Origin of the sequence: Exiguobacterium sp. SH0S7 (assembly GCF_004337195.1) — a bacterium.
GTDB classification, from domain to species: domain Bacteria; phylum Bacillota; class Bacilli; order Exiguobacteriales; family Exiguobacteriaceae; genus Exiguobacterium; species Exiguobacterium aurantiacum_A.
The window spans coordinates 1-15,787 of record NZ_SJVA01000017.1; the positions used below are offsets into that span (position 1 = coordinate 1).

Genomic DNA, 15,787 nt, shown 5'->3' on the forward strand with positions numbered 1-15,787 from the left:
TGCTTTGAATTCATCTGTATAGGTGCGGTGCGCTCTTTTTGGCATATCTGATGTTCTCCTCGTATGGATAATTTGTTTCAGTCTAATCGACCTCTACTTTTATGTCCAATTGAGTGTAGCCTATCCACCTCCGTGTCGAAGGACCGGTGCTCGATCCGGCCTATTCAAGCTTCATCGGCCTGTACCCGATCCCGCTCAAACACGGCATGACCGTCGGCGAACTCGCTCGTCTGTTCAACCGTGAATACCAACTTCAAGCCGACCTCGAAGTCGTCAAGATGAAAGGCTGGAAACGCTCGATGCTGTACGAAGATACAGGCCTCCCGTTCGTCATGCCGTCACCGAACATGCCGACGACCGACACGGTCAACGTCTATCCGGCGACCGGACTGTTCGAAGGGACGAACCTGTCCGAAGGGCGCGGCACGACGAAACCGTTCGAATTGATCGGCGCCCCGTACATCAACGCGCACGAGTACGCTAAGACGCTGAACGCGCTCGACCTTTCAGGTGTCACGTTCCGCGCCGCCTCGTTCACACCGACGTTCTCGAAGAATGCGGGCAAGCTGTCGCACGGCGTCGAAGTGTACGTCACCGAACCGACGAAGTTCAAAGCGGTCAAGACCGGCATCGCCATGTTGAAAGTGGCGCACGACTTGTACCCGGACGACTTCGAGTTCCTCGCGAACGACTTCATCACGAAGCTGACCGGTAACACCTACGTGAAGGACATGATCCTCGATGGGGAGTCGCTTGAATCGATCATGGATAAAGTCGAAGCCGAGCGCGACGCGTTCTTACCGATCCGTAAAAACTATCTCCTCTATAAGTAAAACGAAGGCAGGCTCAACCGAGTCTGCCTTTTGTAACACAATGGTAAAACCAATATTCACCTTTTCGATATATTATGAAGGTAGATCACTAAAAAAGGAGACTTCCCTCTTGAAAAAACCAACTGCCATCCTCGTATCAAGCGCACTCGCCGTGGCGCTCACGTTCAGCCCGTCGACAGCTTCACTCCCGCTCGAACAGGCCACCGTCCAAGCGGCGTATACAGAAACAGCTATTAATACGAAAGGTTCTGTCACGGGCATCAGTCAACTCAACGTCCGGAAGACACCGTCAAAATCGGCGACAAGTTTAGGTAAGATTGTCCGCTACGGCACGATGACCGTCCGGACGTCGTTTACCGTCGGTGGTTCAAAGTGGTACAAAATTCAATGGGGGGCTGGCGTCGCTTACGTCCCTGCCGCTTACGTCAAACTGTCAACGGCGGAAATCGCCTTCAAGAAAACAGCTTACGTCGCCCCGTCGAGCGTCTACTTGAAGTCGCGCCCGCTCACGACCTCGTCGAACGTCGTGTTCCTTCGAAAAGACATGAAGCTCGAGACGAGCTCGTACCGTTATACCGGCACGACGCGTTGGTATAAAGTGAACATCGGCACGAAGACCGGTTACATTTTGGCGAAACACGTCACATTCACCGCTCCTGCGAGCGGCGTCTTGTCCGAGACGAACAAAGAACGCCAAGCGGCCGGTCTGGCAACGCTCGCCGCCTCGAGCGAAGCGAACCGCGTCGCTCAAGCCCGGGCCGATGAGATGGCACGCACCGGTCAGTTCTCGCACCAACTCCGTGAGAACGGCAGCCCGGGTGACACGCTCGACGCCTACAACGTCAGCTACCGCGGCTGGGGCGAGAACATCTATATGGGTTCGAGCGATCCTGGACAAGCCGTCGATGCATGGATGAACTCGAGCGGGCACCGCGCCAACATCTTGAACGGCCGCTTCACGCATCTCGGGGTCGGCACAGCGAAAAACGAACAAGGATCGACGATTCACGTCCAAGTGTTTTTGACGAAATGAAAAATGGAGGATCGCCCCATGGCGGTCCTCCATTTTGATTAGCGGCGCTCGTCTTTCAGGCTTTCGAGATTTTGCTGGGCTTGGCCCGTCTTCTCTTTTGCCGTGCCCTTCACTTGGTCTTTTTGGCCTTCACGTTTGAGCGACTGATTGTCCGACGATTTGCCGACTGCTTCTTTCGCTTTTCCGGCCGCTTTATCGATGAAACCGTCGACTTTTTTGTTTAGTCCGTCTTTCATATGAATCTCCTCCTCGTGGTATCGTGTCTAAACAATGTACCACTCTGAAGAAAACTCAAACATAGTGCTCTTTGACGAGCACACGAAACCGCGGTCGGACGGTCAGCTCGATCGTCGTCACGGTCCGGGTCCGGTCCTCGGTCATGACGATTAAAAGCTCCCCGTGATCGCGTCGGTCTTCGAGCACTTCGACTTTACTGACGGTGCGGAGCAGTTGATAGTAGAGCAGTTCGCCCGTCTCGCCTTTGACGTTCACCTCGAACTCGTGGTAGCTTGGGGAGACTTTAAAATAGAACGACTCTTTCCCGTTCGTGAAGCGGAACACCGACTCGTCATAATAAAACGGGAGCGTCGCATCCATCCGTTTCGGCTCGACCGTGCAAAACAACGCCCACGCCATCTCGTCAGGAAATTTTTCGCCCGCTTCCCCTTTGTTGAACTGCCACCCTTTCATACTCAATCCCTACTTCCCTCTGTTTATAATTGTCTGAATAATCGGACTATAATAAATTGATTCGTCATCACGTTCAAAATCCCTGCAAACGGGAACAAATCTCTGTATGCTCTTTTTCTGTCCGTCCATCTGAAAGGGGTTGCGTCCACGTGTCCATCATCGCACTCGACCATGTCACGAAGCGTTTCGGGGAAACGATCGCCTTGAACGACTTCTCGCTCCACGTCGAAGCAGGCGAACTGTTCGGTCTGCTCGGTCCGAACGGGGCCGGCAAGACGACCGCCATCTCCGTCATGCTCAACCTATATCCTGCCGACAGTGGTACGATCCGTATCTTTGACCGCGTCATGCCGAAAGACGAACAGGCGATCAAGCAACGCGTCGGCATCGTCCCGCAGCACGTCTCCGTCTATGACCAGCTGACCGTGTTCGAGAACATCCAATTTTTCGCCGAACTTTATGGCTTCAAGCCGGCCGAGGCGAAACAAAAGACCGAGGCCGCCCTCGACTTCGTCGAGCTGACCGCTCACCAAAAGAAACGTCCGCCGGAACTGTCCGGAGGGCTACTGCGTCGTTTAAATATCGCCTGCGGCATCGTCCATGAACCGGAGCTCATCTTTATGGACGAACCGACCGTCGCCATCGACCCGCAGTCGCGGAACACGATTCTCGAGAACATCCGTGAGTTGAACCGGCGCGGGGCGACGATCATCTATACGTCCCATTACATGGAGGAAGTCGAGATGCTGTGCGACCGCGTCGCCATCGTCGACGAAGGAAAGATCATCGCCGAAGGGACGCAAGACGAGTTGAAAGACCAAGTCATGACGCTCGAGACGGCCCGCATCAAAGTCGATGCCTTGACGCCCGGGCTCATCGAACGGCTCGGCGCACTTAGTCAAGTAAAGAAAGTCGAGTATCATGAGCCGTACATCGAGGTGTCGCTCGAGAAAGACACGCCGCTCGCCCCGCTCCTCGACGTGCTCCACGACGCGAAGGTCCGCTTCACGTCGATCACTGTCGACCGCCCGTCCTTGAATACCGTCTTCCTGGCCTTGACCGGCAAGACGCTAAGGGAGTGACGGTCATGAAGACGTGGACGTTCATCAAATACGATGTCAAACAACAACTGCGCGACCGCTCGACCTTGTTTTGGATGTTGCTGTTCCCGATCATTCTCATTTTCGGGCTCGGCACGATGCTGTCTGCCATTTTCAGTAACGACTTCTCACTCCCGGTCACAGACGTCGCTTATGTCGAGCAGTCGACCGACGACTATCGCGTCCCGCTCGAGACGTTCCTAGCCGACGATGACATCAAGGCGTTCGTCAACCTCGTCCCGTACGACAGCGTCGCCGCTGCCGAACGTGGCGTCAACGACGGCGATGCCGACGTCATCTTGCACCTCGACGGGTCAAACGTGCGTCTCTTGTATGAAGAACCGACGACGATCGAGTTCGATGTGCTCGAGGCGGTCATCCGGCAATATACCGACGTCGCCAATCAACAGATCATGCTCGCCGAGTCAGGCGTCGCCGTCCCGTTCGAGCCGGAGACGTTCATCGACAGCGAGAGCGTCGACTTGTCGGGCCGCACCCCGACCTCGCTCGAATACTTCACGGTCACGATTTCGATCATGACCGCCTTGTTCGGCGCTTTCTATATCACGGGCATGCTCAGTGAGGAACAGCCGATGAAAGGCAGCTATCTCCGGATCCAGGCCGCTCCGGTCAAGACAATCGACTACCGGCTCGCCCGCACGTTCAGCCGTTACGTGCTCATCTTCCTGCAGCTCGTGCTCGTCTTTTGGTTCAGCCACTTCGTCTACCGAAGCTTCTCGCTCGACTACGTCCACTTCGGACTGTTGTTTCTCGCCTGGACCGCGCTCGCCCTTTACGGCACTGCGTTCGGATTTATAATCGCTAGTCTGCCTCGCGTCACGCGAAGTACGAAAGACGCGATCGTCAACGGTAGCGTCGCCATCATCATGATCCTCTCCGGGGGCTACGTGCCTGGATTCGACCAAGTGACGCTGAGCGTCGCACCGTGGGCGAAGTACGTGTTCATGCCGATCTTTATGCGCGACGGCATCCTCCAAGTGCTGCTCCGGGGCGGGGACGTCACCTTGTTTTGGCAAGGTCTCGGTTGGCTCGCCCTGCACGTCACTGTCTTCACCGTGATCAGCCTGCTGTTGTGGAAAGGAGTGAGCCTCCGTGGTCTTGTTTAGACACGTCGCCAAACGGATGCTCCGAAGAAAAGGGTTATGGGTGTTCACGTTCGTATCCGTGTTCGGATTCGCCCTCGTCCTGTCGTTCCTCAACTCGACGTCTGCTTTGAACGTCTCGATCGGTATTCTCGACCGTGACGGCGGCTCGTTGTCGGGCCGGGTCATCGAAGAGGCGGGCCGGTTCGGTTCGGTGACACCGCTTGAGACGGACGAGGCCGACGAGGCGCTGCTCGAAGGACAAGATATCGTCTTAACGATCCCGGACGGTTTTACGGAAGACTTGTTCGCCGGCGACATTCCGCGGCTCTCGTTCAGCGCGACCGAAGGGAGTGACGCCGCCTTGATCGAACAGGCGCTCAACTCCCATCTTTCCCGCGAACGGCAACTACTCGTCGCGAGCGAGTTTAACGAAGGGCGATTCCTCGAGTTGGCGGAAGCGGAGACAATGAACGGTTACACGCTCTCGAGCGAGCCGTTCCAAGAAAGTGTCGGCACGACCGCGCGGACACAGGCGTTCCTCGGATTGTTGTCGTTCGTCATGATGTCGGCGTTCCTCCAGTTCATTCCGCTTTTTGTCGCCGACGACCGGGATGAATTGATCTACTCGCGCTTGTTCGCGGCACCGGTCACGCCGCGCCGCTACGTCGGGTCGCTGTTTTTATCATTTTGTGCCGTCGGGCTCATCTACGTGCTCATGCTGCTCGTCTTTAGCGCCGTCCTCTATCGGCAAGACATCATCGCTCACCTGCCCGTGCTCACGTTGTTGTTCACCGTCTATTTGTTCGTCTGTCTCGCAATCGGTTCACTCATCGCGGTCCTCGCGACGAATCGGGACAAGGCGAACATTTGGCAGACGTCGGTCACGATGGCAGCCGCCATCACCGGGGGCGCCTTTATCAGCTTGACGTGGCTCCCGGAGTCGCTCCAGCTCGTCGGACGCTTCTTGCCGACCTATTGGTTCAACAGCGGGGTCGCCGACATGTATGACGATCGGTTCCCAACGCTGTCTGTCCTCGTCATGGTCGGTATGGCGCTCATCGTGTTCGCGGCGACCGTCTTCGCGTTGAAAAAACGACCGCTCACATGACACAAAAAAGGCGAGACACTCATCAGAGCGTCTCGCCTTTTAGCGTTGTAACGTCGGAACAATCTTTTGGAAGAACACCTCGACGAGCACAGGGTCGAACTGACGACCTGCCTCTTGTTCGATGACGGCGAGCGCCTCGGCGAGCGTCTTCGCTTGGCGGTACGGTCGGCCCGTCATCATGACGTCGAACGTGTCGGCGAGCGCGATGATCCGGGAGGCGAGCGGAATATCAAATCCGCTTATGCCGTTTGGATAACCGTTCCCGTCCCAACGTTCATGGTGCGCCAGCACAATCTCTGACAGCGTCCCGTACTCAGGGACAGTGCTCAAAATATTGTAGCTCACCTCGGGATGACGTTTGATCTCGCGCCACTCGGCTTCGGTCAAAGCACCCGTTTTGTCGAGAATCTCATTGCTGATCGCGACCTTGCCGATATCGTGCAAGATGGCGGCCGTCTTCAACTCGTTCACGTCACTGCTCGTCAAGTTCATCGCCTCGCCAAGCTGACCGGATAGCTCGGCGACACGCTGCGAGTGCGCCTCTTCGCGCGGGATTTTCTCATACAACGTCCGCATGATCAATTGAATCGAAGAGTGGCGGCGGCTCTGCTTCTCGGACACTTTATGATGGTACATCTGGTCTTCAGCCAAATTGAACACGTCCATGATCGACAGTGCGCCGTCGGTTTTGACCGCTTCTCCGAACGATGCCGAGATCGGCAACCCTTCAATCGATTTTTCAAGGAATAAACGGCTCAATCGATTGGACAACTGCTGCGCATCAGATAACGACGTATTCGGCAAGATGATCACGAATTCGTCACCGCCGATCCGGGCGACCGTATCGACACCACTGATTTCACGCTTCAAAATATTCGTCGCTTCAATCAAGAGACGGTCTCCGACCAAGTGGCCGAACGCGTCATTCGTCAGTTTCAGGCCGTTGATGTCGACGACGATGAGGGCGAGCGGGTAATAGCCCGGCTCGTCGAACGTGACGAGCGCCTCGTCGAAGTAGCGGCGGTTTTTCACCCCGGTCAACTGGTCGTGATAGCTCAAATACTCGATTTCCATCTCGTACGTCTTCTTCTCGGTCACGTCCCCGATGTAGCCGTGCCAAAGCACGTGCCCCTCGGCGAGCTTCTCGGGACGGGACGACCCGAGGATCCACTTCGTCCGCCCGTCCGGCGCATACACCCGGAACTCGGCGTCCCAAATCGTCAAGCTGCGATATGACTCTTGGATGCTCGCCATCACTTGCGGATAATCGTCCGGATGGATTTTTGAGAAGACGAGATTCGCATCCCGTTTCACCTCGTCCGCCGTGACCCCGGTCAACACTTCAAAACCACGGCTGAAGAACGGGAAGTAGAACGAACCGTCCGGCCGGAGCTCGAACTGGTAGATGGCGCCAGGGACCTGGTCGGACAATTTTGTCAGCAGACGGTCGCGCTCGGCGAGTTCCTCTTCGAGCTGGACGCGTTCGGTCACGTCCTTGGCGACGGCGTAGATGTAGTTGCCTTGGACTTTGCAATGCCATTCAATCGAGCGGTAATCTCCATCGATCGTCCGGAAGCGGTTGACGAACCGGAACAGTTCACGCGCCGTATCGAGCTCACTAAAGGCCGCTTCGGTCTTCACCTGATCGTCAGGATGGACGAGCCCGATGAAGTCCATGTTCTCGAGTGACTCGATTGGGAAGCCGAGTACACGCTCCCACGCCTTATTCAAATGCAGTACGTCTCGCGTCGTCAATGACATGATGCACTCGAGGTCGACGGTGGCGAACCCTTCAAACATCGATTCTTTCGCCTCACCGACTTGACGGTCGACTTTCGTCATCTGTTCGAGGATATGGACGATGTACAGCTCGACGAGACCGAGACGATCGGCCCGCTTCTTCCCTTGCATGACAATCGTCAAATCACCATAAAAGACGCCGTCTTTTTCAATCTTGAACAAGATGACTTGCCCGAGGTCGAAGATGCGTAAAATGTTTTTGACGAGCCGTTTCGGCAACACCCCGTCCATGAGTGGTTCGATCTCGTCCAAGATGATCGGACTCGGCAACTCCAACAGCTCGATGCGTTTCCGGCTCATCGGCCATTTCTTGCCGACCGGGTGGAAGCCGAGGACATCCAAGCTGCGTTCGAGCAGCTCGTCGATTCCAGAGATCGCGACCGTCGAGTACGTTTGTCCATCGTCATTCATCAAGTTGAGCGTCACCGCTTTCGCACCGGTGAAGTCCCGGATCTGGTCGAGGAAATGTTGGTTCATCAACAGTTCCCGGCCCGTGGCGACGAAGCGATGCGACACGTTGACGAGTTGCTTCAAGGCGTTGTTCTCTTGGACGTGCGGGGTGATGTCATGGAACAAGGTCGAGACGTGACCTGGCCGTTCGCTGAAGACCGACAGTTCATACCACGACTTGTTCCGGCGCGAGAAATGTTCGAACTTGATCGTCTCCCCGTTGTTCACCGCTCGCGCGACTTGAACGATCCATTCGCGTTCGCTGTATTCAAAGTCTTTCAACTGCTCGGTGATGCGTCCGCCGAGAAACTGCTTTCGCTTCGCCTTCATCATCTTTTCGAACGCTTCGTTCACTTCGACAAACTCATAATCGACCGGCTCCCCGGCACCGTCGAAGATGACTTTGAATTCGACGTAGCCTTGGGGCATATGGCGCAACAAAGATCTGTAATGGGTGCTGTCTCGTTCTGTCACGTCATTTCCTCCTACGCTGTTTTTCTACATTTTAGTTTACCTCATTTTCGATGAATTCCCTATATTTTCCGAATCGATTCCTCCCGATGTGCACACATTAAGTTTCTGTAAATCCCACCTCACAGGTTGCACGGTTCGCTCCTCGTTGTTAGTATGATTACGAAACCCGATATCGAAAATCGATTCCAAGGAGATGAAGCAAGTGGAAGACCGCGTCCTTCGTAAGCTGTTTCTTGGTTTTATTCATATCCACATCTTGCACCATGCGTCCGAACATCCCGTTTATGGGGCGTGGATGGTCGAAGAGCTACGCGAGCACGGTTACGCGATCAGTGCCGGGACGCTCTATCCGATCCTGCACGGCATGGAACAAGACGGCCTGCTCGCGCGGACGAACGAGTTGGTCGACGGTCATATCCGCAAGAACTATACGACGACCGAAAAAGGGCTCGTCGTCTTGGCCGAAGCCCGTCAAAAAGCGTACGAACTATTCAAAGAGATCAAGGAGTGAAACCAATGGCCAATCAACGTGTGACGTTCAAGACGTTACTGGAGATTTTATTCGTATCGACCCGGCTCGGCTTGACGTCGTTCGGCGGACCGGTCGCCCACCTCGGCTACTTCCACGAGGAATACGTAAGGCGCCGGAAATGGATGGACGAGCGCGCATATGCCGACCTCGTCGCCCTCTGTCAGTTTTTACCTGGCCCTGCGAGCAGTCAAGTCGGGATCGGCATCGGCATCGTCCGTGGCGGTATCCTCGGCGGTATCACCTCGTTCATCGGCTTCACGGCACCGTCCGTCATCGCCCTCATCTTGTTCGCCCTTTTAGTCTCAGGACTCGACGTCTCCGACGCGGGCTGGCTGTACGGCTTGAAAGTCGTCGCCGTCGCCATCGTCGCCCACGCCATTCTCGGTATGGCCGGCAAGCTGACACCGGACGCTAAGACGCGGACCATCGCCTTCTTCGCGCTCGCCGGTGTGCTCCTCTGGCAGACGACGTATAGCCAAGTGCTCGTCATCGTCTTGGCCGCGCTCGCCGGGTTCTTGCTGTTCAAGCCGCAACACCTCGACGTCAAGTCGGCGACGTTCCCGCTCTCGAAACGGCTCGGGGCAACGCTGCTCGGTCTGTTCGGTGCCTTGCTCGTCATCTTGCCACTCTTGCGCGAGGCGATCGAAAGCCAGTCGCTCGCCATGTTCGACAGCTTTTACCGGGCCGGTGCCCTCGTCTTCGGTGGTGGTCACGTCGTCTTGCCGCTCCTCGAGCGCGAGCTCGTACCGGCCGGATTCTTGAGCGAAGAGGCATTCCTCGCCGGCTACGGGGCGGCCCAAGCCGTACCAGGTCCGCTGTTCACGTTCGCGTCGTACCTCGGGACCGTCATCAACGGTGTCCCGGGAGGACTGCTCGCGACGTTCGCCATCTTCTTGCCGGCGTTCCTGCTCATCCTCGGGGCGTTGCCGTTTTGGGATGCACTCCGGCGCAATCCAAAAGTGGCCGGTGCGTTGATCGGTGTCAATGCGGCCGTCGTCGGAATTTTGATCGCCGCGTTCTATCAGCCGATCTTCACGAGCACGGTGAACGGCGCCGTCGACTTTGTCTTCGCCGCCCTCTTGTTCGTCATGATCGCCTATTGGAAACTGCCGCCTTGGGCACTCGTCATCGCTGGCGTTATCGGCGGGACGATTATCGGAATGTTGTAACGGGACTAGGGACTTCGTGTCCCTTTTTTCGTTCCCTGTTATTCTCCACTTCGGAAGCTAAAATGTTAATCATTTGAAACTTTTTCTAGTCTGGCACTCGCTATACTGGAGTATAGGTCCCTTTACAAATGAGGGAAACGTTCCGCTTGGATTTGAGAAAGGAAGTGGGGTCATGCAGCCCTTACACCATAAAGCAACGTATATGCCGGGTCTCGACGGCCTGCGCACGTTCGCCGTTTTTGCAGTCATACTCTTTCATTTGAACGCACCATACATACCCGGCGGCTTCCTCGGCGTCGACTTATTCTTCGTCCTGTCCGGTTATTTGATCACCGGCATCTTGCTTCGCGAGCAAGCAAAACACGGACGGATCAATTTGAAACGGTTTTATATCGCCCGGTTCCGGCGCCTATTGCCGGCGCTCGTCTTTATGCTCTCGGTCGTCATGGCGTACGTCACGTTGTTCGAGCGCGGACTGCTTGATACGGTGCGCCAAGACACACTAGCCGCGCTAGCCTACGTGAACAACTGGTGGTATATCTTCCACGACGTCTCGTACTTTGAGAGTTTTGGCAAGCCGTCACCACTCCAAAACCTGTGGTCGCTCTCGATCGAGGAGCAGTTCTACCTGGTCTGGCCGCTGCTGTTGATCTTTGGGCTGACCGTGAAGAAGCGTTTCCTCCAGCTCACTGGCATCGTTTTACTCGCCTCCACCGTTTGGATGGCGATCAGCTTCACACCCGGGACCGACCCGAGCCGTGTCTATTACGGTACCGACACGCGCCTGTTCGCGCTCCTCATCGGGGCGTTGCTCGCGTTCGGTTGGCGTCCGGATGCGTTCAAGCGCGAGATGCCAGCGCTAGGCCTTCGTATTTTGAACGTCGGTGGTGCCGGAGCGCTCATAACGCTTGTCACAGTCATGATGACAGCGAACGCTTATGATGCGTTCCTCTATTATGGAGGTTTCTTGCTCGTCGCCGTGGCGTCAGGTGTGTTGATCGCCGCGACGGCCCATCCGTCGACGCTCTGGTCCCGTCTGTTTGGAAGCGCTTGGCTTCGATTGATCGGGACACGGACGTACGGCATCTATTTATGGCACTACCCGGTCATCATCTTGACGACCCCGCTTGAGCGGATCAGTTCGTTCAATCCCCTTCTCGCACTCGGTCAAGTCATGGTCACGCTGCTCATCGCTGAAGTGTCTTACCGCTACATCGAGACGCCGATTCGCCGTAACGGGTTCCGCCATGTCATCCGCAACCTGATCCCGACTCGCAACATCAAACCGGCTCGACTGTTCGCGATCACAATCGCAACGGTCTTGTCATTCGTCCTTGTCGGGAATTTGACGATCCTCGCGTTCACGGATAACTCGGACCGGCAACACGAGCTCCCGGTCGTCAAAGCACCGAAGCCGAAGCCAAAAGAAACGACGGCCGAACGGCCGGTCGAGTCGTGTCCGCAAGCCCTTGCCATCGGCGACTCGGTCTTGCTCGGCTTGAACGAGTATCTCGGTACCACGTTCCCGAACATGACAATCGACGCCGAAGTCGGTCGCCAAGTCCATGACGCGCAAGATGTCGCCGAGGGCTATCGTGAATTCGATGCCCCCGGCCATGTCGTTTTCCTCCACCTCGGCACGAACGGAGCTTTCAAGATGGAACAGCTTGACACGTTGATCGGTATGTTTGAATCAGCCGATCAAGTGTACGTCATCAATACGCATGTCCCGCGCCCATGGGAACGCGAAGTGAACGAAAAGCTCAAGCGCGCGAGCGAACTGCACGATTTCGTCACGCTCATTGACTGGCATGAAGTATCCGCTGATAAAGGCGACTATTTCGAGAGCGATGGCGTCCATTTGAACATCGATGGCGCCGAGGCGTTCGGGAAGTTGTTATCTGAAGAAATCGGCTGTCACGACGAACAAGGACTTAGCAACCGCTAAGTCCTTGTTTTCATGGGCGCCACTTCCAGCGCATATAGTTGATGAACAGCTTGATATAGGCGAGCTGTTCGCGGATGACATACTTCGCTTTCGCCGCAGCCGGCGTCGGTGCATAGAGCGCGTCCGTCACGAGCCCGAAGTAGAGCCTCCCGACGAGCCGGGCCCGGCGCACATGGAAGTCGTTCGTCACGACCGTCAGTCCCGTCTCGCCTGCCCATACGTCGCGGCTGAATAAAAAGTTCTCGTACGTCGACGTCGATTCGGCTTCGACGTGAATTCGTTTCGGGTCGATGCCGCGGTCGATCAATTCCCGGGCAATGACGCGTCCCTCGGCCATCCCTTCGTCCGGACCTTGCCCGCCGGAAGCGATTAGTTTGACGTGCGGATATTGGTGCGCGTATGTAGCCGCCACGTCGATTCGGTTTCGGAGCGCCCGTGACGGTGCCGTCCCGTTCACTTTCGCCCCTAAGATGAGGACGTACCGATACGTACCGTCCGCCTGATGTCGTCGCATAGGGGTCACCTGCCTCTCACCTCTCATTGTATCATCCTACTTAGCACGAATCGGATTACGATAGTCTAATCCATCAGAAAGAAATAGATGCTTCGTTTCCAACATATTAACCTGAGTCACCTTATTAGATACGTCGAAATCATTGCCATTATATGAAAAATGAGGTTTTAAAAAACCCATTTTATAGTCTATAATGAAAATAATAAGGTTTATTAAGGAAGGATATGGGATGTTATCATGGAGCATGAACGATTCGGATCGACTCGCTTTTTGTATAAACGAGATACTCAGCTGTTTGCTGAGATTGAAGTGGTCGGGATTGACGACTCACTTTACAAATTCGTGATTTATCCTACAAAATTGTGGGACAACCATGATGGCTTACAGCACACGGGTCAATTCGATTCACTCACGCTCCCCTCTTCCTGTTACCACGTGAACCAAACGTACGATGAACAGTTGACTTGTTTGCGGGCAGCGATTCGCTACTTGTCTTCGCTCGGACCGTCTCGTCTTACTCCTCATGGGGCGTAATCAATAAAGAAAGGTGTACTGTTTCGGTTAATCGAAACAGTACACCTTTTTATCATTCTTCTATATCGTTGCGCAGCTGTTTCAGCTTCTCGTCTCGGGCCGACAATCGTCTTGCCAGTAAGGCGTTGGCCCGATGAAGGTGCAACTGTTCATACCGCGCGGCCGCATAATCGATTGGGGACGGACGCGGCCCTTCTTTGACGACACGGTCGAATAATGACATCAGGCACTCTTGAATCACTTCGTCTTCATAACGTTTCGCGAGCGAGGCGCTAAAGGCTGCGGTGCGATGACGGAACTCGACGTCTAGAAGTTTGAGCACCTCGTCGCCGAGCGCACCTCGTCGATATGATGCATGACGGGTACCGATGCCGCCGTAGTTCGTCGCTTCCGCGTCTACCCATGTGTCTTCTGTAATGAGACCGTGATAGCCTTTGCTGCCGGCCGCGATAGTCGGTCGACCGAGCGCTAAGCTCTCGATCGCTGCCCGGCTCGGAGCGACGACGAAGTCGGATTGACGCATCCTGTCCGCCACTTCATCTGACTCCAACCAACCGGCCCAATGAATCGACTGATTTGTCCCCTCGAGCTCGTCATCAAACCGCGCCTCATATTTTTCCCGTTGCGTCCCTGTTCCGACAAACGTCCAATCGATTGGCACGTCCTGTATCCGCTCATCGCCGACCCCGTCTAAGAGTACGTCTAACGGAAATACCATATCCGCGTCCATTCGGGATACGAACGTGGCGCGAATCCGGTCACGGGGCATCGGTTGCGGCGTTATCGTATAGCTTTCATCGACACCGTTCATGAGCACCGTCATTTTATCGTGAACGCTCGCGCACCGTTCAATCAAATATTTCGCGATCGCTTCCGCCACCACGATGACATGACTCGTCTGATCGATATAGTAAGGCAAGTCGTCGTCATACATCCCGTGAATGACGAGCACGAACGGGATGTGTTGGACCTCGGCGACGGCGAGCCCGATTTGCCTCGAATCGAACGGGTGGGCATAGACGAAGTCGAACGGTTCCTTGATAAGTTGTCGGAGTAAGCGGTGAACATCATTCGTCTGATAATCGGTCGTGATGACACGAGCACCTAAGTTACGCGCTTTGCCCGCAAACGGTCCCGGCTTACAGACGATCGTGACCTCGTGCCCGGCTCGCAGCACATGCCGGGTCGTCGCTAACACATGATGATGCAACCCGCCCATCGGTGCGTGAAAGAAGACGGGGACTAGGATACGCATACACTCATCTCCTTTTACAAACCTTCTTGGTACGTCGAACCTAACCCTGAGATGCGGTCGTTATGAAGGAACAAGATGCCATCGACATCGTTCTCTCTTGCATAGTCAGTAATATCGACCGGATAGTCCTCGAAATAACGGACATCGAGCGCGGTGACTTGCCCGAATGACTCGCCGAGATAGCCGAGTACCGGGTTGGCGTAAGAGTCTTTCAAGACGAGTAAATGATAATCGTTATCAGGGTTTTCTTGAGTGATCGTCGCTTGGGCGTAATTGTCGCCCATGAACAAGTTGTAATAGTTCGTGAAGTCGGTCGTATTGTTCAAGACGTCGCGGTCTAACACTTCATACCCGCAGTCATCGCCATTTCGGCAGACCGTCGTCGAAAAGCCGTCTTTTGGTTCAAGATACGTGAACGTATCGGGCTCTTCGACGTACGAGATCGAAATCTCACGCGCGCTCGACCCATAGAACGGGCCGTCGACCGTTTTCGTCTCCATGTCGCTCAAGCTGAGCGCGTCCGCGCCCGGAAACTGCTCACCGAGATCGCGCATGATTTGTTCATACGCTTTAAACGCCCCTTCAGCCCGCCAATGGTGGTCGGTCATGAAGTAGATGTCTTCCCCTTCATACTCGCCGAGCCGCTCCTCAAGATTAAATAACGGAATGTCCGCTTCTTCAATCCGTTGGTGGAGCTCGTCCCGGTTCGCCGCGTCTACGCTCTCGACGTATGGAGGGAACAGGTCTCTCCGTGTCGCATAGACCGGCTTACTCGGAGCCGAGGCGAAGTAGACCGGGATGTCCGCTTCATCCATCTCGACTTTCAAATCCTTTAAAAATTCACCGAAACTCGAGTATTCACTCGCATTCGTCTCTGGTGACAATAGCATCCCGTCGACGTTTATTACCCCGTTGTTCATCGCTTGGCGAAGAACGTTACGTTGAAACCACGATTGGCCTTCAATCCATAAATCACGTTGGAAGACTTGGTCGTTCGCAGACGATGCGAACGTCTCCATATAGGTCCCGTCTAAAAAGGTCGAGACCGAAAACTCAGGACGCTGTTCTAAAGCGCGTCCTTCAATATCAGACGTGTCCTCTTCTGTGCCGAACGCAAAGACAGCGAACCCGTAAAACAAAATACCGATAAAGCTGAAAAAGAGGATACTGTTTGTCACCCAAGACAACTTTCTCTTTTTCGCATGTTTAAGTTCAGTAGATGACAAGCGTTTCATGTTCAG

Annotated in this window: 14 protein-coding genes and 1 pseudogene; 9 read left to right on the forward strand and 6 right to left on the reverse strand. The window is 55.1% G+C overall.

Annotated features, from left to right (window positions below; translation table 11 throughout):
* Positions 1-134 precede the first annotated feature (134 nt).
* Together EVJ22_RS14270 and EVJ22_RS14275 are read left to right on the forward strand one after the other, a co-directional pair.
* A pseudogene (locus EVJ22_RS14270) lies at positions 135-833 on the forward strand (exo-beta-N-acetylmuramidase NamZ family protein); the annotation flags it as partial.
* Positions 834-942: 109 nt separating this feature from the next.
* A complete protein-coding gene (locus EVJ22_RS14275; RefSeq protein ID WP_131444167.1) occupies positions 943-1,866 on the forward strand; it encodes a CAP domain-containing protein in 924 nt (307 codons plus the stop codon).
* Between the two features lie 38 nt (positions 1,867-1,904).
* On the opposite strand, the gene EVJ22_RS14280 is transcribed toward EVJ22_RS14275, so the two are convergent.
* Together EVJ22_RS14280 and EVJ22_RS14285 are read right to left on the reverse strand one after the other, a co-directional pair.
* Positions 1,905-2,102, reverse strand: coding sequence for a CsbD family protein (locus tag EVJ22_RS14280; RefSeq protein ID WP_071398105.1), 198 nt, complete (start codon positions 2,100-2,102; stop codon positions 1,905-1,907).
* 55 nt (positions 2,103-2,157) lie between these two features.
* A complete protein-coding gene (locus tag EVJ22_RS14285) occupies positions 2,158-2,556 on the reverse strand; it encodes a hypothetical protein (protein ID WP_070328546.1) in 399 nt (132 codons plus the stop codon).
* A 149-nt stretch (positions 2,557-2,705) separates the two neighbouring features.
* Here EVJ22_RS14285 and EVJ22_RS14290 point away from each other — a divergent pair, with 149 nt between their 5' ends.
* The 3 genes from EVJ22_RS14290 to EVJ22_RS14300 are packed head-to-tail and all read left to right on the forward strand — an operon-like array spanning position 2,706 to position 5,870.
* A complete protein-coding gene (locus EVJ22_RS14290; protein ID WP_070328545.1) occupies positions 2,706-3,638 on the forward strand; it encodes an ABC transporter ATP-binding protein in 933 nt (310 codons plus the stop codon).
* Positions 3,639-3,643: 5 nt separating this feature from the next.
* Positions 3,644-4,783: an ABC transporter permease gene (locus EVJ22_RS14295; protein ID WP_233589732.1), complete on the forward strand. Its 1,140-nt coding sequence runs from the start codon at positions 3,644-3,646 to the stop codon at positions 4,781-4,783.
* The gene (locus EVJ22_RS14300; protein WP_131444169.1) at positions 4,770-5,870 is read left to right on the forward strand and encodes an ABC transporter permease; all 1,101 of its coding nucleotides are present in this window, start codon (positions 4,770-4,772) and stop codon (positions 5,868-5,870) included. Before EVJ22_RS14295 ends, EVJ22_RS14300 begins: the two co-directional genes overlap by 14 nt.
* Before the next feature lie 39 nt (positions 5,871-5,909).
* Here EVJ22_RS14300 and EVJ22_RS14305 read toward each other — a convergent pair whose 3' ends face one another.
* The gene (locus EVJ22_RS14305) at positions 5,910-8,594 is read right to left on the reverse strand and encodes an HD domain-containing phosphohydrolase (protein WP_233589733.1); all 2,685 of its coding nucleotides are present in this window, start codon (positions 8,592-8,594) and stop codon (positions 5,910-5,912) included.
* A 202-nt stretch (positions 8,595-8,796) separates the two neighbouring features.
* On the opposite strand from EVJ22_RS14305, the gene EVJ22_RS14310 reads away from it, so the two are divergent.
* The 3 genes from EVJ22_RS14310 to EVJ22_RS14320 all read left to right on the forward strand — a co-directional run bounded on the left by EVJ22_RS14310 (position 8,797) and on the right by EVJ22_RS14320 (position 12,243).
* Positions 8,797-9,105, forward strand: coding sequence for a PadR family transcriptional regulator (locus EVJ22_RS14310; RefSeq protein WP_071398108.1), 309 nt, complete (start codon positions 8,797-8,799; stop codon positions 9,103-9,105).
* Between the two features lie 5 nt (positions 9,106-9,110).
* Complete coding sequence (gene chrA / locus EVJ22_RS14315; RefSeq protein WP_131444170.1) at positions 9,111-10,295, forward strand: chromate efflux transporter; 1,185 nt, start codon at positions 9,111-9,113, stop codon at positions 10,293-10,295.
* 172 nt (positions 10,296-10,467) lie between these two features.
* Positions 10,468-12,243, forward strand: a complete 1,776-nt coding sequence (locus EVJ22_RS14320) for an acyltransferase family protein (RefSeq protein WP_131444171.1) — start codon at positions 10,468-10,470, stop codon at positions 12,241-12,243.
* A 10-nt stretch (positions 12,244-12,253) separates the two neighbouring features.
* Here the strand turns inward: EVJ22_RS14320 and EVJ22_RS14325 are convergent, their stop codons facing one another.
* On the reverse strand, positions 12,254-12,757 hold the full coding sequence (locus tag EVJ22_RS14325) for a YdcF family protein (protein ID WP_071398111.1): 504 nt from the start codon (positions 12,755-12,757) through the stop codon (positions 12,254-12,256).
* A gap of 237 nt (positions 12,758-12,994) precedes the next feature.
* Here EVJ22_RS14325 and EVJ22_RS14330 point away from each other — a divergent pair, with 237 nt between their 5' ends.
* Positions 12,995-13,291, forward strand: a complete 297-nt coding sequence (locus tag EVJ22_RS14330; RefSeq protein ID WP_071398112.1) for a hypothetical protein — start codon at positions 12,995-12,997, stop codon at positions 13,289-13,291.
* Positions 13,292-13,343: 52 nt separating this feature from the next.
* Here the strand turns inward: EVJ22_RS14330 and EVJ22_RS14335 are convergent, their stop codons facing one another.
* Together EVJ22_RS14335 and EVJ22_RS14340 are read right to left on the reverse strand one after the other, a co-directional pair.
* The gene (locus EVJ22_RS14335) at positions 13,344-14,546 is read right to left on the reverse strand and encodes a glycosyltransferase family 4 protein (RefSeq protein WP_131444172.1); all 1,203 of its coding nucleotides are present in this window, start codon (positions 14,544-14,546) and stop codon (positions 13,344-13,346) included.
* A gap of 14 nt (positions 14,547-14,560) precedes the next feature.
* Positions 14,561-15,781, reverse strand: a complete 1,221-nt coding sequence (locus EVJ22_RS14340) for a DHHW family protein (RefSeq protein ID WP_131444173.1) — start codon at positions 15,779-15,781, stop codon at positions 14,561-14,563.
* Positions 15,782-15,787 lie beyond the last annotated feature (6 nt).